The sequence below is a fragment of the Bacillus sp. FSL L8-0167 genome, from assembly GCF_038630295.1.
In the GTDB taxonomy this organism is placed as follows: domain Bacteria; phylum Bacillota; class Bacilli; order Bacillales; family Bacillaceae; genus Bacillus; species Bacillus safensis.
In genome coordinates, this window is sequence record NZ_CP152027.1 from 2,211,179 (window position 1) to 2,231,279 (window position 20,101).

The window sequence follows — 20,101 nt, forward strand, 5'->3', positions numbered from 1 at the left end:
TTAAAAATGGATCGCCTTCCCGTCAACAGCAAGGGCTGCCTCGCCAATCGCCTCTGATAAGGTCGGATGCGGGTGTATCGTCTGCCCCACTTCCCACGGGGTTGCATCAAGTACTTTGGCTAATCCAGCTTCAGATATCATATCTGTTACATGAGGACCAATCATATGAATTCCTAAAATATCATCTGTCTTTTGATCGGCAATGATTTTGACGAATCCATCAGACTCCCCGTACACAAGCGCTTTTCCAATCGCCATAAATGGAAATTTCCCTATTTTGACTTCAAAGCCCTGCTCTTTTGCCGCCTGTTCAGTGAGTCCAACACTAGCGGTTTCTGGGTGAGAGTAAACACATTTAGATACGAGCGTTTCATCGAGCGGCTTTGGATCTTTCCCAGCCATATGTTCAACAGCAATCATACCTTCGTGAGAAGCCACATGTGCCAGCTGAAGCCCGCCGATGACATCTCCTATTGCGTAAATATGCGATTCTTTCGTTTGATAATGTTCATTCACGACAATGCCTTGTTTTTCGGTTTGGATGTCCGTGTTTTCAAGACCTATGCCTTCGATATTAGGTACTCTGCCGACTGAAAGAAGGAGTTTTTCCGCTTCAAACGTCTGCATGTCTCCATCCTTTTCTGCTTGAATTGTCACGAGATTTCCCTGCTTTTCTACGCTATCTGGCAGTACCTTCGCATTTGTCACAAAAGTGATGCCTTTTTTAGATAATAGCTTTTCCATTTCTTTAGAAATGTCATGATCCTCTGTTGGCAAAATGCGGTCTGCAAATTCAATCACAGTGACGTTCACACCAAAATCATTGAGCATGGAAGCCCACTCGATTCCGATCACTCCGCCCCCCACAATCAGCATCGACTGCGGAAGCTCTGGCAGTTCAAGTGCATCATCTGAAGTGAGGATGTGTGTTCCATCTGCTTCAAGCCCTGGCAGCACACGCGGTCTTGATCCTGTCGCGATGATAACCTGCTTTGGAATGAGCATTTCATTTTCCTCTCCATTTGCCATTTCTACGGAGATCGTTCCTGGCATTGGCGAAAAGATAGATGGGCCAAGAATACGGCCGATCCCTTCATATACATCAATTTTTCCTTGTTTCATTAAATGTTTGACGCCGCCTGCTAGTTTTTCGACGATCTCTGTTTTTCTTTTCTGCACATTGGCAAATTGTAAGGCAACGCCTCCTGCCTCAACACCAAAATCAGCTGCGCGTTTGACGGTTTGATAAACTTCTGCACTTCTGAGCAGCGCTTTAGACGGGATGCAGCCTTTATGAAGACATGTTCCGCCGAGCTTTTCTTTTTCTACAACTGCTGTTTTCAATCCAAGCTGTGAGGCACGGATGGCCGCTACATAGCCGCCTGTGCCTCCACCAAGAATGACGAGGTCATATTCAGTTGCCATGACTTGTCACTCCTTTCTTTTCCTGTTGATCATTTGGGTATTCTTTCGGTGATTCTTCTTCTTTTAAAATACGAAGCGCACCTTCTGCTAACGATTGCAGCTCATTTTCACCTGGAAACACCACAACATCTGAAATCCAGTCAATATAGCCGCGAATACTTGACGTAATTTGTTTGCTGTACGCAAGTCCGCCTGTTAATACAATGGCGTCAACTGCTCCTTTTAAGACAGCGCTAGCCGCACCAATTTCCTTGGCAATCTGATAGCACATTGCTTCATAAATGAGCGCCGCCCGCTCATCACCCGCTTCAATCATGCGTTCCACTTTCACAGCGTCTGTCGTGCCAAGATAGCCCGCAAGCCCGCCTTCACCAATAATGCGTTTGAGCATTTCTTCTTGGGTATACTCCCCCGAAAAACAAAGATTCACAAGATCACCTGTCGGCAAGGTTCCCGCACGCTCTGGGCTGAAAGGACCTTCGCCATGCAGACCGTTATTCACATCGATGACTTTTCCTTTTTCATGAACACCAATGGTGATACCGCCGCCCATATGAGTAATAATCATGTTCAAATCTTCGTAACTTTTTCCAAAAGAAGCCGCTGTTTTTCTTGCGACCGCTTTTTGATTTAATGCATGAAAGATGCTTTTTCTTTCAATCGTTGGCAGCCCTGAAATACGAGCAATTGGTTTTAGTTCATCCACTACAACTGGATCGACAATAAAGGCTGGGATATTCAGGCCAAGTGCAATTTCTCTCGCGATGATTCCACCAAGATTGGATGCGTGCTGGCCGGCATATCCTTCTTTTAGGTCTTCCACCATTTGCTCATTGACTTCATATGTGCCTCCTTCAATCGGACGAAGGAGGCCGCCGCGCGCGCAAACTGCATCAAACTTTGAGATGTTCATCCCCTGTTCATGCAGTGTTTTCAAAATGGTTTCTTTACGGAATGAAAATTGATCAATGATATGAGGAAACTGCTTTAATTCCTCATCTGTATGTCTTAGTGTCGTTTCAAAAATAGAACGTTCATTATGAAACACACCGATTTTTGTTGAAGTAGAGCCAGGATTAATCGTGAGAATACGCCATTCTTTTGTCAGCAAAAACAAAACCTCCGTTTCAACTCATTCTTCAATTTAGCGACGGCTTAAAATATGTTGACCATTTTGCAAGAATTGACTTCTTGATTTGCGCATTCTTTCAATTCTCTCTTCAGCCAATCGGTCTGCCGCTTTATAAGTTGGAATGGCATCACGGTTTGAAATTTCAATTACACGTTCAATATTTTGATAAATGCCTTCGACTTTTTTCATCGCACGATCTGCATTATAGCCATAAAGCTCATCAGCAACGTTAATCACACCGCCTGCATTGATCACATAATCAGGAGCATATACAATCCCCATTTCATGGATAAGGTCACCGTGATGCGTTTCTCTTAGCTGGTTATTTGCAGCACCTGCAATCACCTTTGCTTTTAACTTAGGAATGGTCACATCGTTAATGGTTGCACCAAGTGCGCACGGTGCATAAATATCACATGCTTGATCATAAATATCGTCAGGGTCGACTGCTTTTGCGCCGAAGTCTTCAACAGCTCGCTTGACAGAGTCTTTGTTGATATCTGTGACAATGAGCTGCGCGCCTTCTTCATGCAGATGTTTACACAGGTTGTAAGCGACATTTCCAACACCTTGGACGGCAATTGTTTTTCCTTCTAATGAATCGGTCCCAAATGCAGCTTTGGCAGCGGCTTTCATCCCTTTGTATACACCGTAAGCAGTGACGGGAGACGGATTTCCAGAAGAACCAAATGCAGGAGAAATCCCTGTGACAAAATCGGTTTCTTCATGAATGAGATCCATGTCTTCTACCGTTGTACCGACATCTTCTGCCGTAATATAGCGGCCATTCAGCCCTTGAATGTAACGTCCAAATGCACGGAACATTTCTTCATTTTTGTCTTTTCTCGGATCGCCGATGATGACCGTTTTTCCGCCACCAAGATTAAGTCCTGCTGCCGCGTTTTTATAAGTCATTCCTCTTGCTAGACGCAGTGCATCCTCAATGGCTGCTTCTTCGTTTTCATACGTCCACATTCTCGTTCCGCCTAGTGCCGGCCCAAGTGTTGTATCATGAATCGCAATAATCGCTTTTAAGCCAGACTGCTCATCCTGACAAAATACAAGCTGTTCATAATCGTATCGTTCCATATATTTAAAAAGTTCCATCGTGTTATTCCTCCTATTACTTCCGCTTAATTTGATGTACAGATGGCAAGCGCAATTGAATAAAGCTTACTTTCGGCTGAATCAGATCGGCTTGTTAAAGCAATCGGCGCCTTCGCTCCTGCCACCACAGCTCCCACCTTTGCATGTGCAAAGTAGATGAGAGATTTATAAAGAATGTTCCCTGCCTCAATTGTTGGCACAAGCAAAATATCTGCATGGCCGGCTACATCACTCGTAATATTTTTATGAGAAGCTGCCGTTTGAGAAATGGCATTGTCTAAAGCAAGAGGCCCATCAATCAGGCAGCCAGAAATTTGCCCCCGCCGATTCATTTGTGCAAGACTTGCCGCAGTCAAAGTTGAATCCATTGCCGGATTTACGACCTCCACCGCAGACAATACTGCAACCTTCGGCATGTCGTTTCCGACAGCTTTTGCTACTTGAACAGAATTGATCGTAATCTCTTTCAGCATATTTAAATCGGGCGCGATGTTCATCGCAGAATCTGTGACATAAATAAAGCGGTCAAAGCCCGGCACTTCAAATGCCGCGACATGTGATAGGACACTCGCTGTCCTGAGCCCATATTCTTTATTCAGTACCGCTTTTAAAAGAACGGCTGTCGGGACATGCCCCTTCATCAAAATATCTGCATGCTTCTCGCTCACTGCCTGCACGGCAATTTTGGCCGATTCTTCGGGAGTATCTGAATGAATAATATCTATCCAGTCCTCATTGATTTCATGCTGCTTCACTAGCTCCTTCAGGTTGCGTTTGTTCCCAACCAGGAGAAAGCGAGCGACCTTTCGCTTAATTGCCATCTTGATGGCATGAAGCACTTCTTCGTCTTCTGCATGAGCCACAGCCGCCGTTTTATTCTGCAGCTGGGCGGCTTTCATAATCAGATCGTCAAGCTTCATATATGCCCACCTTTCCTTGTGCTCGGTTCATGTTTTATATGCAAGTTCCGTGCCAGTTTGAAATGCAGTGAAAATGAGGCAATTTGCATGACATTCGTGCAATCTTTTGCAGGTTACATGCATTTTATTGCATGCTATCTTTTGCAAGTTGATATTTATCCATTTTATAGTAAAGGTTCCGAATGCTGATCCCTAACGTTTTCGCTGTTTTCGTGCGATTGAATTGATGCTTTTCAAGGGTTTGTTTAATCAGCTGCGCTTCAAATGCCTCAACAGCATCAGAAAGCGTCTCTCCCTCAAATTGACTGACAGCCAGTTCCTGCTGCTCTTTTTCTTCCTGATCTTCTGACTCCATGAAAGAAATATGCCCTTCATCAATCCACTCTTCTTGCGGGTTCAAAAAGATCATGGCTCGTCCAAGTACATTTTCAAGCTCTCTTACGTTTCCAGGCCACTTATATGATCGCAGTCTTTTGAGTGCCTGTTCCGTTAACCCGCTCACGTTCCGTCCATAGTCTAAATTGATCTTTTGGATGAGACGTTTGCTTAACGAGTCAATATCCTCAAGACGCTGCCTTAGAGGCGGGATGGAGATCGGGTATCTGTTCATTCGATAATATAAATCTTCTCTGAACTTTCCTTCCGCCATCGCTTTTTCAATATTGACATTTGTCGCCGTGATCACACGAACATCGACTGGTATGGCCTTTGTTCCGCCTACTCTTACAATTTCTTTCTCCTGCATCACACGAAGCAGTTTCGCCTGTGTACTTGGCGTCATTTCACCAATTTCATCTAAAAAAATGCTGCCTTGGTTTGCCTCTTCAAACAGCCCTTTTTTCCCGCCCCGCCTTGCACCAGAGAACGCTCCTTCTTCATAGCCAAAAAGCTCTGACTCTAAAAGGGTCTCAGATAAGGCCGCACAGTTGACCCGTACAAAGCGATTATATTTTCGGTCACTTTCATTGTGAATGGCGTGCGCAAACAGCTCTTTTCCAGTACCTGATTCTCCCCTGAGTAAAATCGTGGCTGGCGTTTTCGCGCCTAGCTTTGCCTGCTCAAGTGCCACAAGCATTTGCTCACTTTCTCCAATGATGTCTTCAAAAGTGTACTTTGCTTCAAGTGTCCGGATGAGCTGCCTTGCTTTATTTAATTCATTCGTGAGTGATTGAATTTCTGATACGTCATGAATGACCCCGACACTGCCTTTTAAAATGCCATCAACAATGACTGGCGCTACGTTGACAATCACATCTTTTTTATTCGGTCCGACTTTCATTCTGACGCCTCGAACTGGTCTCCTTGTTTCCAGTACCTTCAAATGCATGCTTTCTCCTTCAGAAATATCTGCACCTGCTGGTTTCCCCACAACTTCTTTATCTGTTAATCCAGTCATTTTCGTGTATGCCCGGTTGATTAAGATCCCTTTTCCCTGCTCATCAACAACCGATATGGCTTCATCCGACGATTGAATGATCGCCTCCAGCATCGTTCGTACTTCTTTAAGATTGGTCACTTCCTCCGCAAGCTCAACGGCATCTGTAATATCTTTAAAAATGGATAAAGCACCTAGCATTCTCCCCGCGTCATCAATAATTGGCAAACGCGTTGTCACAATTTGTATTTGCTGATTCAGAAATTGTTTTTGATTAAATTCTGGCTCTCTCGATCTTAAAATGTCGGGAAGCTTTGTATTTGGGATCACTTCTCGTATATGACGGCCAATCGCATCTTTTTGCGAGCATCCAACCATTTTGGCCGCTGATCGATTAAACAGGACGACTTCTTCATCCATGTTTATAAAAATCATCCCGTCATTCGTTGCATTAAAAATGCGGTCATGCTTATAGGTTTGTTCCTTTAATATTTGAATCAGCTGCTGTTTTTCTGACATTAATTCTGATATGACGTAAGCCATTGAACTTGGAACAATGACTGCGTGCTCTGGCTTTTTTTCAATCAGTTCTTTCAGCACTGCTGAACTGCCTGTTGTTTCAATGATGATATCAATGTCATCTTTTATGTATTCTTTCCAATCCGTTGTCGTCTCAATTCCATTCTTTTTCGCTTCTACCATCCCCGGTGCCTCAAGATCAAGGTCGGCGATCGCAATGATTTGAATCGTATTTGTTTTCAGCAATGTTTCAAGCAATGCTGATCCACCTTGTCCTGCACCGACAATCAAGACTCTCTGCATCCCGTTACCCCTTTATATGAAAAAATTTGCACACCATATTTTTCCGTTGCAAAAAATTGCACAACTCTTATATTACCACGTTTTCCTTTCTTGACAAAATATTTTTTGAATTAGACAATGGAAGTAAATGACGTTTAAGGGGACATTTGATGGGGAGAATACTTGCACTAGTGATTATTTTAATACCTGGCGCGCTTGCAGCACTTGGGATTAAGCTGCTGCGTGACACTGTTTTCGGCATCATCATTGCACCATTTCCATATTTATGGCTGCAAGGAATTGCAGGGTTGTTATTTTTAGGGGGTGGTCTTTATGTAGTGGCTGGCTTTATTTTATATAGAGACCGTAAACGAAATAAAGTGACTGCTCGCTTTAAGCAGAGATAAAACGTGAAAAAAGACCCGCTGATTTAGAGCAGGTCTTTATTTCATTTCTTCTCTTATTTTCACGGCTCGATCAGGAAAATCAGTGAAGATGCCATCGACACCTAAGGAAAACATGTTTTTCATTTGCTTTTCACTATTTACTGTAAACGGCCTGATCACTTGCTGAGCGGCATGGAGTGCTGACACCACCTCTTTGGTCACGCCGGCACCCTTTATATTAGGATGGTAGCCTCTTGCTGGTACTGTTTTTATATACATCTCCGGCTGATGGATCACATCCATTGTCAGAACAGCTAGTTCAACATGCGGCATCAGTTTGTGAAAAAGAGCTAAACTGCCGTGATGAAACGATGAAACAAGTACACGATCTTCTATTTGAAAATGCTCGATTTGCTTTTTTACTTTCTCTTCGATACCCGGATATCGATAAATGGAGTTTTTCAGTTCAATATTGATGATGAGTGATGATTGCTGCGTCACTAGCTCTAATACTTCCTCTAAAAGAGGAATGGATACAGCACCGGTTTCTTCGTAGAAAGAATGACTCGCATCTCCTGCTTTTAATTCTTCATATGTATGGTCTTTTACTAAACCTTTCATGTTCGTTGTTCTGTTCAGTTTCTCATCGTGAATGACAGCAAGTCTTCCGTCTTTCGTCAGCTGAACATCCAGCTCAATTCCGTCAGCTCCCGAAAGAAGTGCATGCTCGAAAGCTATCATGGTGTTTTCAGGATAAATGCCTTTAAAGCCTCTGTGTGCAAAAATTTTCGTCATAGGTCACCTCTAAATATGATACTTCCTTTCATTATGACGTGTCTTTTTTCGTTTTTCCAGTTTTGAGCGCATAAAAAAACCTCTTCTGATTCATACGAAGAGGTTGACAGATAAATTCGATCACGTAATCGCTCTGATGGCTTGCTCTGTCGTCTCTGCGTCAAGAGCAAAAAGGGAAGAAACAACTGCGACTGCTGTAACAACGGTTACACCTAACAACAACTTTTTCATAAGATAACCTCCACTTTCTTTTGAAGTATTTGTGCATCGAATTTCTTTTCAAGAAAACGAATGGCATTTTGATAATCATTTCGTTCCTTGAAGTATTTCGATATTTGTTCAGACAAATCCTCAAGCTCCACATATAATCTATTTTTTTCTATGTAGTCTAATTTTTCTGAGAATACGTCTGCTGCCCCACTATTCTCGCACATCAAATCCAAAATTTCAAATTTTACTATATATTCATTATTTTGGATATCACAACTATACAAAATACCCTCTTTAATATATTCCCTCGCCTCTTGATCTCCTAAATGAACCAAGGCATTGGCCAGAACATATAAAGATTGGATGTAATAATGGCTATTGTCACGGTGAATTTGAATGCCCATCCCTTTTTTGGCATAATGTGCGCTTTTTTCATAATCATGCTTTGCATAATAAAGAACCGCTAAATTGTGATAGCATTTCCCAATGAGCACTTCATTGTTAATGCGCTTACTTTTCTCAAGTGCTTCTTTATACTTTTTCTCTGCTTCATCGAATTGGAACAAATCAATACAATTACTTGCATGTAAAATTAAGCTGTCAATCGCCTGCGCTGTGTATTCTTCATGCGCTTTGAACGTATCGATGGCTTTTTTAATATGATTAATGGATATGAAATTTTGTTTCAGTTCGTAATAGATCGAAGCAACCTTATGGTGAAAAGTTCCTACTTCCAGGTCTTCATTCACACGTTTTAGCCGCTGTTCTGCAATTTTGTAAAAGCTAATGGCTTCATCATACTTTTTCACATATGCAGCATATTGGCCTTTGTAAAAGTAAAAATAAAAATTAATAATGTCATCTGCCTTCTCATCGAGCGTTCCGACACTTTTCATAATTTGATTGGCTTTTTCAATATTTCCAAGTAACATTTCATGTCTGCCGTCAACAAGCTGATAATAAAGGAGAACTTCACGGTCTTCATCTGTATTTTTTAGCAAATTCTGAATTTTCTCTTTATAGACAGCAGATTTTTCTAAGTCATTCTGAGAAATGACCCTCGTCCACTTGCTAATTTCGTTCGCTACCTCAGCAGAGTGGATTTTCAGCTTTCCCATAACCTCACCCTCTTCTTTTCATTATTATAGCATAGTAAAAGAATGTGAAAATTATTAAATTCGACAATGGGAATATTCAGTTCAAATGGCACAATCTCTAAGAAGCCAGTGACTTTAAAACGCCAACCAATCAGGTCAATAGAAATAGAACTTTCGATCTCGTTTGCTTTAATTACCAAATCCATGAGACCTTTTCCTCTCATCCTTTTTCTTACGAATGAGCGTTTTCTTCTTCTATTTTGAAGACTTCATGATCAATTGGCGCAGCTGATTACCACTACTTTATGTCTTTTTTATTTTTTTCATGCTTTATTTTTCATTTTATTCTGAAAATAAAGCAGCCCGTTTGTCCAATTTAAATATTAAGATGATTTTATCAACCTAACCAATTTTTGACAACATCTTTCAAAATAAAAAAACGTCTCAATGAAGAAACGTTTTTTCATGAAAAAGATACTAGCTTGCTCTATGCTCTAATCGCAAACGATCAGCTACCATGGCAATAAATTCTGAATTGGTTGGTTTCGCTTTTGACATGCTGACAGTATAACCAAAGAGTGAGGAAATGGAATCAATGTTTCCTCTGCTCCAAGCGACTTCAATGGCATGACGAATCGCTCGTTCTACCCTGCTGGCAGTCGTGTTAAATTTCTTTGCAATGTCTGGGTACAACACTTTAGTAATGCTTCCGAGAAGCTCAATGTCATTGTACACCATAGAAATCGCTTCTCTTAAGTATAAATAGCCTTTAATATGAGCGGGCACGCCAATCTCATGAATAATGGTCGTAATGCTCGCATCTAAGTTTTTACGTTTCGGTTCAGGTTTGTTACGAAGAACACTGTTTTGGATTGATGAAGAGCGATGGGTAACTTGTGTGCCGTTTCCACTGACTTGACGAATATGACCTACTAGGTTTTCCATATCAAATGGCTTTAAAATGAAATAGGATGCGCCCAAATCAACTGCTTTTTTCGTGACATCTTCTTGTCCAAATGCCGTTAGCATAATCACACTTGGCTGTTTTGTCATTTCATTGTTTTCACGGAGGCGTTCTAGTACAGCAAGACCGTCTAAATGAGGCATAATAATGTCTAAGAGGAGAACGTCGGGCTCTTTATCTTTAAATAATGTCAGGCATTCCTGACCATTATACGCCACGCCAAGTACTTCCATATCTTCCTGTCCCTCAATGTACTCTGTCAAAAGGCCAACAAGCTCTCGATTGTCATCAGCTACACACACTTTAATTTTCTCCACGTTCTTTCCTCCCCAATGTCGATTCCTTTAGTCTTTTGCATTTCTCTTCTGAGTGTTCAATTCGACAAAACCATGCTATCCCCTTTAAAAAACTTTAATTTTCCGAATAATAGAGCATTATCTAGCTTTTTCTACGTTTTTCTTAACGAATCGACGATTATTGCAATTTGACAACAAGCTTTTTTCCATTTTGTCGAAAAATCTCTTTTTCCTTATTTTATAACATGATGGAAGAGAAAGAAAGGGTAGAAAAAAACTGCCGGAAAATTCGCGGCAGTTTGATGATCAGCTTGCTTTTTTGTTTTTTTGATAAAGGTCGATTCCTGCTTCTGACAGCATCCATTCAATGTGTACGCCGTACCCGCTAGTCGGATCATTGACGAATACGTGTGTGACAGCTCCAATGACTTTGCCATTTTGGATGATGGGGCTTCCGCTCATTCCTTGGACGATTCCGCCCGTTTTGCTTAAGAGCCGCTCATCTGTTACCTTTAATACCATTCCTTTAGTTGCTGGGAATTTCTGCGGTGTTGTGCTGACAATTTTAATATTAAACTTCTCCACTTTATCATGATCCACAACGGTTAAAATTTCTGCTGGGCCTTCTTTTACTTCATTAGATAAAGCGACTGGAAGTGGTTTATCTGCTACATGATTTTCAAGCTTTTCGGTTAACGTACCAAAGATACCAAAAGGGCTGTTGCGGGAGATATCTCCTATTGTTTTTCTTTCGGAAGAGAATCTCGCCAATTTTTCTCCAGGATTGCCTCCTGTGCCTTTTTCAATCGATGTCACGGTTGATCTAACAATTTCACCATTGTCGACAACAATTGGTTTTTTTGTATCCATGTCAGAAATCACATGCCCAAGGGCACCATATTTTTTAGATGAAGGTTCAAAAAAGGTCATCGTGCCGATTCCTGCTGCAGAATCACGAATGTAAAGACCAATTCGATAGATGCCTTCACTTGCATCTTTTGCGGGTGTTAATGTTGTTTGAAAGGTTTTATGATCTCTCTTTATGAGCAAACGAAGCGTTTCACCCGTTTTCCCTGCTTTCTGAATAAATGGGGTGAGGTCATTCATTTTCTCCATTTTTTGACCATTGATTTCAATGATCATATCCCCTGATTGAATGCCTGCGGCTTCACCTGGTGATTTTTTGCCGTCTGCTGTTGTGATTTGATGAAAACCTACAACGAGAACTCCTACAGAGTGGAGCTTGACGCCAATGGATTGTCCTCCAGGAATGACTTTTAATTCAGGGAGAACGTCAACTTTTGTTTTCTTAATAGGAAATCCTTTAAAATCATAAACAATTTCGGCTTTTCCCGCCTTTTGTCCTGTAATATCCAGCTGATTCTTTTTCTCTGAAAAGCTAAAGGCTGGTGAAGAAGCATTGGCTGACGCTTCAATCGATGTGTCAATTGAGTGCTTTTGTTTTTCAAATACAGCAACATTTGTTGGAATGCTGATGTACTCCTTCACTATGCTCATAAACCCTGTACTTATTAAAGAAACAAGGAGAATCACACCAATGGCTTTTCTCATCTTTTCGGGCATTCATTTTTCACTCTCCTCGCTCCTTACCCACACCAGAACACTCATGTTTTGGCTACATCTTTACTTTTGCCTTCTTCGAGAGGATTTATAACCGGCAGCTTTAGAAAATGATTGGATAAATTGATAAAAGAAAAAGACGATTTTATGGGTATATACGCCGGCTTTTACACAACATAAAAAAAGGCAGCTGATGATTCAGCTACCCTGTTGTTTTGACATCATTTGCTTGGTGCAATAGTTCTTTTGCGTGCTGTTTTGTCAGCTCAGTCACTTCCACACCGGCAATCATCCGGCCAATTTCACTCACTTTTTCTTCATGACTTAATGGTTTGACACTCGTCAGTGTTCTGCCCGCTTTCGAGCGTTTAGAAATGAAGAGATGCGTGTCAGCCATTGCGGCTACTTGAGGCAGGTGTGTAATACAGAGCACTTGTGATCCAGACGCAACTTTGTAAATTTTCTCAGCAATGGCTTGTGCCACTCTGCCGCTGACACCTGTATCAACTTCATCGAAAATAATGGATGTGACGTCTTGTTTAGCTGAGAAAATACTCTTCACAGCGAGCATGACACGTGAAATTTCTCCACCTGAGGCTACTTTCGATAAAGATTTCATCGGTTCGCCTGTATTTGTAGAAATGACAAATTGTGCTTGGTCGATTCCATTTTTCCCGAGCTGGACAGGTTTTCCGTCTAATAGCGGACAATCAGTGCTGCCAAATGGCGCATATCGAACAGAAAAAGCTGTGTCAAATGATGACTTCTCCATATACAAATCCTTGAGCTCTGTTTGAATTTGCTTTGCTAGCTTTTTGGCCCATTTTTTACGCAGCTCCGAAACGTTAAGTGCTTCCAGCAGAGCATCACGGCTCATCGCATCTAATTTATTTTTGAGCGTCTGCAGATGGCTGTCTCGATTTTGGATTTGATCTATTTCTTCTTCAATCTTCGCCGCATACTCCAAAATTTCCTCAACGGTTGTGCCGTATTTTCGTTTTAACTGCTTCATTTCATTCAGCCTGGACTCAATAAAATCAAGACGAGCCGGATCAAATTCTAATTGATCCAGCATGCTTCGCATTTGGAAAGTTGAATCCTCTAATAAGTAGTAGGAGTTCGACACTTGTTCAGATAACTTTTTCAAATCATCGTTGATTTCAGACACCTGCTCAAGCTCGCTTGAGGACATACCAACCCAATCTAGTCCTCCTTGCTCATTACGCAAAGCGTTGTACGCGTTTTGGAGTGAAGAATAGATTTTTTCGTAGTTGCTGATTTGATGTCGCTCTTCCTGAAGCCTCTCATCTTCCCCCAGCTCTAATTGTGCCGCCTCAATCTCCTCTAGCTGAAATTGCAGTAAATCTAAGCGGTGCACCATTTCCTGCTCATTCTCAGACAGCTGCCTGAGCTTTTGAGCCGTCTTCATATATTGATCATATGCTTCTTGATACTGCAAGAGAGCCGGTGCAATTTCTTCTGCTCCAAATTGATCGAGCAAATGCAGATGATTTTCATCTTCCATGAGCAGCTGGTTATCGTGCTGTCCATGTATATCAAGCAAAAGCCGTCCTACTTCCCGTAAAAGTGAGATGGTGACAAGCTTTCCATTAATCCGGCAAATGCTTTTCCCGCTGTTGTTAATATCACGGCGGAGGATCATCATTTCATCTGATGCGTCAATTCCCTGCTCTTCGCATAGAGCAAATACAGGATGATCGGCTGGTACAAGAAAAAGCCCTTCCAGCTCTGCTTTTTTTTCACCGTAGCGGACAAATTCAGAGGAACCTCTTCCTCCCACGAGAAGTGAGACAGCGTCAATCATGATGGATTTTCCGGCACCTGTTTCCCCCGTTAGAACCGTTAGTCCTTTTTCAAATGAAACCGTTAACTCTTCAATGATTGCAAAGTTTTTAATGGTTAGTTCTGCTAACACTCATTTGACACCTCTTTTAGTAAACCTGATTCTTTATAGAAGCTCTAAAATTTTGCTCGAAACTGTCTCTGTATCATCTGGGGTGCGGCAAATGATTAAAATGGTATCATCCCCGCAAATCGTTCCCATAATTTCTTCCCAATCTAAATTATCCATTAAAGCACCAATCGCCTGAGCATTACCCGGCATTGTTTTAAGAACAATTAAATGACTGGCAGCATCCATTTTAATAAATGCATCCATTAGGGACCGCTTCAGCTTTGACAGCGGATTAAACCGCTGATCCGCAGGAAGACTGTATTTATATGTTCCATTGTTCGTCGGAACTTTCACTAAATGTAATTCTTTAATATCTCTAGAAACGGTCGCTTGTGTGATGTTATATCCATCGGCTTTCAAAATATCGACCAATTCATCTTGTGTTTCGATTTCTTGGCTCGCAATGATTTCTCTAATTTTAATATGCCTTTGACCTTTATTCATATTTGACCCCCCTAGGCGTTTTATTCTCAGTTTGTCTTTACGTTCTATGTTATATGATGCACAGTTCAAAAAACAAGCATTACGTGAGATACGGCCAATTCTTGTCTTTTGACCATGTAAAAAGGAATAATAGCGAGCTATTATTCCTTTTGTTTCAATGATTTCATGTGTCAGCCGGCTCAGGGCTGTTTTTCTTTTCTTTCAATACAGAATGGGCTTCCTTCACGACCTTCTCAAGTTGTGAAGCAGGAAGTGCCGCATTTTCTTCTTGATCAGGATGAAGCACTAAATGAAGCAGAAATTCAATATTTCCATCTCCACCAGTGATAGGCGAAAATGATACATCCTTTACATCATAACCTTCTTTTGCAGCAAATTGATTCATCTCTTCTAGTACACCAAGGTGGACAGAGGGCTCACGCACGATGCCTTTTTTCCCAACAAGCTCTCTGCCTGCTTCAAATTGAGGCTTGACGAGCGCAATACAGTCACCACCCGGCACAAGAATATGCTTTAAAGCCGGCAGAATGAGTTTGAGTGAGATAAAAGATACATCAATCGATGCCACTTCTGGCAACCCTTCAGTAAAATCAGCTGGGACGGAATGGCGGAAATTGGTGCGCTCCATGACGATGACCCTGTCATCCTGCCTTAATTTCCACGCAAGCTGATTGTAGCCAACGTCTACAGCATATGATTTGACTGCTCCATTTTGAAGAGCACAATCTGTAAATCCGCCTGTGGATGAGCCAATATCAATCAGCAATTTCCCTTTAACTGTCAGGTCAAATTCTTTGAGCGCTTTTTCGAGCTTTAACCCGCCGCGGCTTACGTATTTGAGAGGATTCCCTTTCACTGTGAGCGGTGTATCACGAGCAATTTTCTCTCCTGGTTTATCCAAACGGTTTTCATTTGAGTAAACGATCCCTGCCATGATGGCACGCTTTGCTTTCTCTCTTGTTTCCATTAGTCCTTGTTCGACTAATAAAACGTCAAGTCGTTCTTTCTTTGATGTCATGATCCAATTCCTTTTCTTGGTGCTGCTGGAAGCAGGTCACGTAAAGTCTCAGCAACATGTGCTTTCGTCAGTCCAATTTCTTCAAGCAGGGCATCAACACTTCCATGCTCAATAAATTGATCTGGGATACCCATGCGTTCTACTTTGATATGTGATGCTTTCTTGTCGTGTAGATATTCTAATACGCTGCTGCCAAACCCGCCTTGGAGCACGGCTTCTTCAATCGTTAAAATCGGAATCCCTTCAGAAAGAATGTCGTTTATCATCGCTTCATCAAGCGGCTTAATAAACCGAGCGTTGACGACACGAATTGATTTCCCTTCTTTTTGAAGTTCCTCAGCTGCTTGCAGCGCCATTTTAATCGTCGTACCGAATGTTAAGATGACGGCATCCTTCCCTGGGCGAAGAACCTCCCAAGATCCAATCGGAATGGTTTTGAGCTGTTCATCCATTTTCACACCAAGCCCATTTCCGCGCGGGAAACGCATGGCAATAGGACCGTCATCATACTGAATGGCTGTATTGACCATGTGCTGGCCTTCATTTTCATCCTTCGGCATCATGAGCACCATATTCGGCATATGACGCATGAAGGCAATATCAAACACACCTTGATGCGTTTCTCCATCAGCACCGACAAGACCCGCACGGTCAATTCCGATAAAAACATTAAGGTTTTGGCGGCAAATATCATGCAGCACTTGATCATAAGCTCTTTGCAGGAACGTTGAATAAATCGCTAAAAATGGCTTCATATCCTGCGTCGCAAGCCCAGCTGCCATTGTGGCTGCATGCTGCTCAGCGATCCCTACATCAAACATTCGCTCAGGAAATTCCTTTGCAAAGCCTTCAAGTTTTGAGCCAACAGGCATCGCAGGCGTGATGGCCACAATTCGCTCATCTTTCCGCGCCAGCTTTCTGACTGTTTCACTGACAAGACCACTCCATGACGGTGCAGCTGCTGCTGGTTTTACAAAATCACCTGTATCAATTTTGTATGGACCTGTGCCGTGCCATGTCCCAATTTTATCGGATTCTGCCGGCTGATAGCCTTTTCCTTTTTTCGTGATGACATGCAGCAGAACAGGACCTTTTGTTTTCTTTGCATATTCAAGGTTTTCAAAAAGATCTTCATAAGAATGTCCATCAACAGGACCTAAGTATGTGAATCCCATTTCCTCAAAAAACATGCCAGACACTAGTAAATACTTGAGGCTGTCTTTAATACGCTCTGCTGTAGCAGCAAGCTTTCCGCCAACAGCTGGGATCCGCTTGAATAAATATTCGAGCTCGTCCTTTACCCATTGGTACTTGCCTGCTGTTCGCAGTCTGCCAAGCATGGTGTGAATTGCACCGACGTTTGGTGCAATACTCATTTCATTATCGTTTAAGATGACGATCATATCTTTCTTTTCATCACCGATATGATTCAGAGCTTCAAGAGCCATACCTCCGGTTAATGCACCGTCTCCGATAATCGGCAGGATATATTCATCTGTCCCTTTAATATCCCGCGCGGCCGCCATTCCCATCGCGCCAGATAATGAGGTTGAGCTGTGGCCTGTTTCCCAAACATCATGCTCACTTTCATTTCGTTTAGGAAAACCGCAAAGTCCTTTATATTGACGAAGTGTATCAAACTCCGCCCCTCTTCCAGTTAACAGCTTGTGAACATAAGACTGATGTCCAACATCCCAAAGGAATTTGTCTTTCGGGCTGTCAAATACTTTATGAAGGGCAACCGTGAGTTCAACGACACCCAGGTTCGGACCGATATGCCCGCCAGAGTTAGCCAAGGACTCAATTAAAAACATGCGAATGTCAGCACTAAGCTCCTCTAATTCTGCATTTGACATTCCTTTTAGAAACGTTGGATTTTTTATTGATAAAAGATCCAATCAGGATCAACTCGCTTTCAACAAAATTTCTATCTACATATATAATGCCTTATTCCTATGAAAACCAAGCGGGAATAAGAGTTGTCTCATCATGATAAACTGTTTACAGTTTACCACAATTGCTCGAAGACCCTCAAATCTAGGCTGTTTTTAATGATCTCTTGAGGCGATCAGATCACATAACTCATGCAGCAATTGCTGCTCTAATTCAAGATTTGAGACAATTTCTTTTGCACGTGTGATGTGCTCGTGCAGCTTTTCTTTTGCTCCTGAAAGCGTTAATAAAGAAGGATATGTCGACTTTTCATTTGCTGTATCAGAGCCGACCCGTTTTCCTATTTTTTCTTCGCTACCTTCGAGGTCTAAAATGTCATCACGGATTTGAAAAGCAATGCCAATATGATAGCTGAACTCTCTTAGTTTTTCGATATCGTCATCTGATGCTCCTGCCAGCATTGCACCTGCTGTGACGCTGAATGTGAGAAGCTTTCCTGTTTTCCGGGCATGAATGGATTCTAGTTCAGCAAGCGGGACTTGCTTTTGCTCTGCTTCCATGTCATCAAATTGACCGCCAACCATTCCTAGTGCACCTGCTGACCGCACAAGCTCATCTACGATTCTGAGCTTTTGGTCAGGAGAGACGCTGCTAGATAGCTGCGATGTAATCAGACGAAAGCTTTCCGTTAAAAGTGCATCACCAGCGAGAACCGCGGTTGCTTCCCCGTATACTTTATGGTTGGTCGGCTTTCCTCTGCGAAGGTCATCATCGTCCATGCAAGGAAGGTCGTCATGTATCAATGAATACGTATGAATCATTTCTACAGCACAGCCAACCGGTATGCCATCTTCTTCGTTTTTTCCGTAGGCATGTAATAAAGCAAGAACGAGAACAGGACGTAGTCTTTTTCCTCCAGCTTTAAGAGAGTAAAGCATCGAAGATTTTAAGTCTTCTGGAATCTTCAATTCCTGAACATATGTAAATAAATACTCTTCAATGGCCTGTTTTCGTGTTGTTAAAAAATCCTGCAAATTACTTGTCACCAGCATCTGCCTCCTTCACCGAGAAAGGAGCCAGTTCACCGTCCTCTTTTAAAATGAAATCCATCTGCTTTTCAACGTGCTGTAATTTTTCATGACAAAGCTTTGAAAGTGTCATGCCTTCTTGAAAATAATGAATGGCTTGCTCAAGTGGTACATCTCCTTCTTCGAGCTTTCCAACGATCTCCTCAAGACCTTTCATCGCTTCTTCAAATGTCATTTGTTCTTCTTTTTGTTTATTTGATTCTGTCATGATGATTGCCCCTCCTTCTCAATAACCTCACAAATCAGCCGTCCATCTTTCATGGTGATAGCCAGCTGATCTTTCGTATCGACTTGGTTTACACTTTTAATCAGTTCATCGTCTTTATAAGCTAAACTATAGCCTCTTTCCATCACTTGAAGTGGATTTAATGCATTTAGTTTACCAAGAACAGATTGGAACTGCGAATGAATTGTTTTCATTTGCACATTCATGCTGCGGATGAGCTGTTCTGTTTCATTGGCGTGACGTTTTTTCGCCTGAAGCAGCTGCTCTTTTGGATGAAGCGGCTTCAGCCTGTATGTCTGGCGGTCTAGTTGACTGCGTTTTTGTTCAATTTGTCTCGTCAGCTGTTTTTGAAAACGGTCAAATACCAAATCGAATTGCTGCTCTTTTTGCTCCTGCAAACGTTTTGGAAAACGGAAGGCATAAGAGGATTGCAGCGCCACAAGACGGTCTTTCGCTTGTGAAGTTCGATTCTTTACGGCCCTTGTAAGCCGAATATCGATGGATTTGATTCGTTCTATTAAATCGGCTGTGCTTGGAACAGCGAGCTCGGCTGCTCCTGTTGGTGTGGGTGCTCTCATGTCTGCAGTGAAATCACTGATCGTAAAGTCCGTTTCGTGCCCTACTGCAGAAATGATTGGAATGTCTGATGCGAAGATCGCTCTTGCGACAGCTTCTTCATTAAAGGCCCAAAGTTCTTCGATCGAACCGCCTCCTCTTCCGACAATCAAGACATCACAGAGCTGTTTTTCATTTGCTTCTTTGATCCGTTCTACGATTGAACGGATGGCATTTTCACCTTGGACAAGCGCCGGAAGCACAATGATTTTCGCCTGCTGATAGCGCCGGTTAATCGTTGTGATGACATCTCGAACAGCCGCTCCTGTTGGTGATGTAATGACACCAACAACCTCTGGATATTCAGGAATTGATTTTTTATAGCGCGCATCAAATAAGCCTTCACTTGCCAGCTTTTTCTTCAGCTCTTCATAAGCGAGATGAAGAGCACCAACACCATCAGGCTGCATTTCTTTTGCATATAATTGATAGTTGCCGCTTGGTTCATAGACTTGAATCCCGCCGCGTACAAACACTTTCATTCCGCTTTTTGGTGAAAAAGGCAGCTTTGCTGCGGAACGCTGAAACATGACAGCTTGCATGCGTGCGTTTTCGTCTTTTAAGGTGAAGTACACATGACCTCTTGAATGAATCTTCACATTGGATAACTCACCTTTGATCCAAATATCTTCTAAATGCGGATCAACTTCAAATTTTCTTTTTATGTATTTTGTAAGGGCTGTGACCGTCACAAAGGCTTTTTCACTCATGACGTATTCCTCCTCTTCAAAAACGCACATTCATCCACCGGCA

The 20,101-nt window shown here is 42.2% G+C and carries 18 protein-coding genes; 1 reads left to right on the top strand and 17 read right to left on the bottom strand.

Annotation, left to right across the window (positions count from 1 at the left end):
- The 5 genes from lpdA to MHB66_RS11365 form a co-directional block, all read right to left on the bottom strand.
- A complete protein-coding gene (lpdA, locus tag MHB66_RS11345; RefSeq protein ID WP_046311722.1) occupies nucleotides 1-1,425 on the bottom strand; it encodes a dihydrolipoyl dehydrogenase in 1,425 nt (474 codons plus the stop codon).
- Nucleotides 1,415-2,542: a butyrate kinase gene (buk, locus tag MHB66_RS11350; RefSeq protein WP_152649304.1), complete on the bottom strand. Its 1,128-nt coding sequence runs from the start codon at nucleotides 2,540-2,542 to the stop codon at nucleotides 1,415-1,417. Before buk ends, lpdA begins: the two co-directional genes overlap by 11 nt.
- Before the next feature lie 27 nt (nucleotides 2,543-2,569).
- Entirely contained in the window at nucleotides 2,570-3,664 is a 1,095-nt protein-coding gene (bcd, locus tag MHB66_RS11355) for a branched-chain amino acid dehydrogenase (RefSeq protein WP_003215658.1), read from the bottom strand.
- Between the two features lie 26 nt (nucleotides 3,665-3,690).
- Nucleotides 3,691-4,584 (bottom strand): phosphate butyryltransferase, encoded by an 894-nt coding sequence (yqiS, locus tag MHB66_RS11360; protein WP_041117935.1) that lies wholly within the window; start codon nucleotides 4,582-4,584, stop codon nucleotides 3,691-3,693.
- 124 nt (nucleotides 4,585-4,708) lie between these two features.
- Nucleotides 4,709-6,781, bottom strand: a complete 2,073-nt coding sequence (locus tag MHB66_RS11365; protein WP_034280272.1) for a sigma-54-dependent Fis family transcriptional regulator — start codon at nucleotides 6,779-6,781, stop codon at nucleotides 4,709-4,711.
- A 149-nt stretch (nucleotides 6,782-6,930) separates the two neighbouring features.
- On the opposite strand from MHB66_RS11365, the gene MHB66_RS11370 reads away from it, so the two are divergent.
- Entirely contained in the window at nucleotides 6,931-7,167 is a 237-nt protein-coding gene (locus tag MHB66_RS11370) for a DUF2627 domain-containing protein (RefSeq protein ID WP_024422931.1), read from the top strand.
- A gap of 36 nt (nucleotides 7,168-7,203) precedes the next feature.
- Here MHB66_RS11370 and MHB66_RS11375 read toward each other — a convergent pair whose 3' ends face one another.
- The 12 genes from MHB66_RS11375 to xseA form a co-directional block, all read right to left on the bottom strand.
- Entirely contained in the window at nucleotides 7,204-7,941 is a 738-nt protein-coding gene (locus MHB66_RS11375) for a glycerophosphodiester phosphodiesterase (RefSeq protein WP_041117937.1), read from the bottom strand.
- Between the two features lie 227 nt (nucleotides 7,942-8,168).
- Complete coding sequence (locus MHB66_RS11380; protein ID WP_024422933.1) at nucleotides 8,169-9,269, bottom strand: Rap family tetratricopeptide repeat protein; 1,101 nt, start codon at nucleotides 9,267-9,269, stop codon at nucleotides 8,169-8,171.
- A complete protein-coding gene (locus MHB66_RS11385) occupies nucleotides 9,257-9,454 on the bottom strand; it encodes a hypothetical protein (RefSeq protein ID WP_024422934.1) in 198 nt (65 codons plus the stop codon). Before MHB66_RS11385 ends, MHB66_RS11380 begins: the two co-directional genes overlap by 13 nt.
- Nucleotides 9,455-9,725: 271 nt before the next feature.
- Entirely contained in the window at nucleotides 9,726-10,529 is an 804-nt protein-coding gene (gene spo0A / locus MHB66_RS11390) for a sporulation transcription factor Spo0A (protein ID WP_024422935.1), read from the bottom strand.
- Between the two features lie 285 nt (nucleotides 10,530-10,814).
- Nucleotides 10,815-12,092 carry a SpoIVB peptidase gene (gene spoIVB / locus MHB66_RS11395; protein ID WP_046311727.1) on the bottom strand — a complete coding sequence of 426 codons (1,278 nt, stop codon included), beginning with the start codon at nucleotides 12,090-12,092 and terminating at the stop codon, nucleotides 10,815-10,817.
- Between the two features lie 199 nt (nucleotides 12,093-12,291).
- A complete protein-coding gene (gene recN, locus MHB66_RS11400) occupies nucleotides 12,292-14,025 on the bottom strand; it encodes a DNA repair protein RecN (protein ID WP_041117941.1) in 1,734 nt (577 codons plus the stop codon).
- 33 nt (nucleotides 14,026-14,058) lie between these two features.
- A complete protein-coding gene (argR, locus tag MHB66_RS11405) occupies nucleotides 14,059-14,508 on the bottom strand; it encodes a transcriptional regulator ArgR (RefSeq protein ID WP_024422938.1) in 450 nt (149 codons plus the stop codon).
- Nucleotides 14,509-14,671: 163 nt separating this feature from the next.
- On the bottom strand, nucleotides 14,672-15,526 hold the full coding sequence (locus tag MHB66_RS11410) for a TlyA family RNA methyltransferase (RefSeq protein WP_041117943.1): 855 nt from the start codon (nucleotides 15,524-15,526) through the stop codon (nucleotides 14,672-14,674).
- The gene (dxs, locus tag MHB66_RS11415; protein ID WP_041117945.1) at nucleotides 15,523-17,424 is read right to left on the bottom strand and encodes a 1-deoxy-D-xylulose-5-phosphate synthase; all 1,902 of its coding nucleotides are present in this window, start codon (nucleotides 17,422-17,424) and stop codon (nucleotides 15,523-15,525) included. Before dxs ends, MHB66_RS11410 begins: the two co-directional genes overlap by 4 nt.
- Before the next feature lie 150 nt (nucleotides 17,425-17,574).
- Nucleotides 17,575-18,465 carry a polyprenyl synthetase family protein gene (locus tag MHB66_RS11420; RefSeq protein ID WP_041117947.1) on the bottom strand — a complete coding sequence of 297 codons (891 nt, stop codon included), beginning with the start codon at nucleotides 18,463-18,465 and terminating at the stop codon, nucleotides 17,575-17,577.
- Entirely contained in the window at nucleotides 18,455-18,715 is a 261-nt protein-coding gene (locus MHB66_RS11425) for an exodeoxyribonuclease VII small subunit (protein ID WP_003215880.1), read from the bottom strand. Before MHB66_RS11425 ends, MHB66_RS11420 begins: the two co-directional genes overlap by 11 nt.
- Nucleotides 18,712-20,058, bottom strand: coding sequence for an exodeoxyribonuclease VII large subunit (gene xseA, locus MHB66_RS11430; protein WP_046311730.1), 1,347 nt, complete (start codon nucleotides 20,056-20,058; stop codon nucleotides 18,712-18,714). The genes MHB66_RS11425 and xseA overlap by 4 nt, the downstream gene beginning before the upstream one ends.
- Nucleotides 20,059-20,101: the final 43 nt, after the last annotated feature.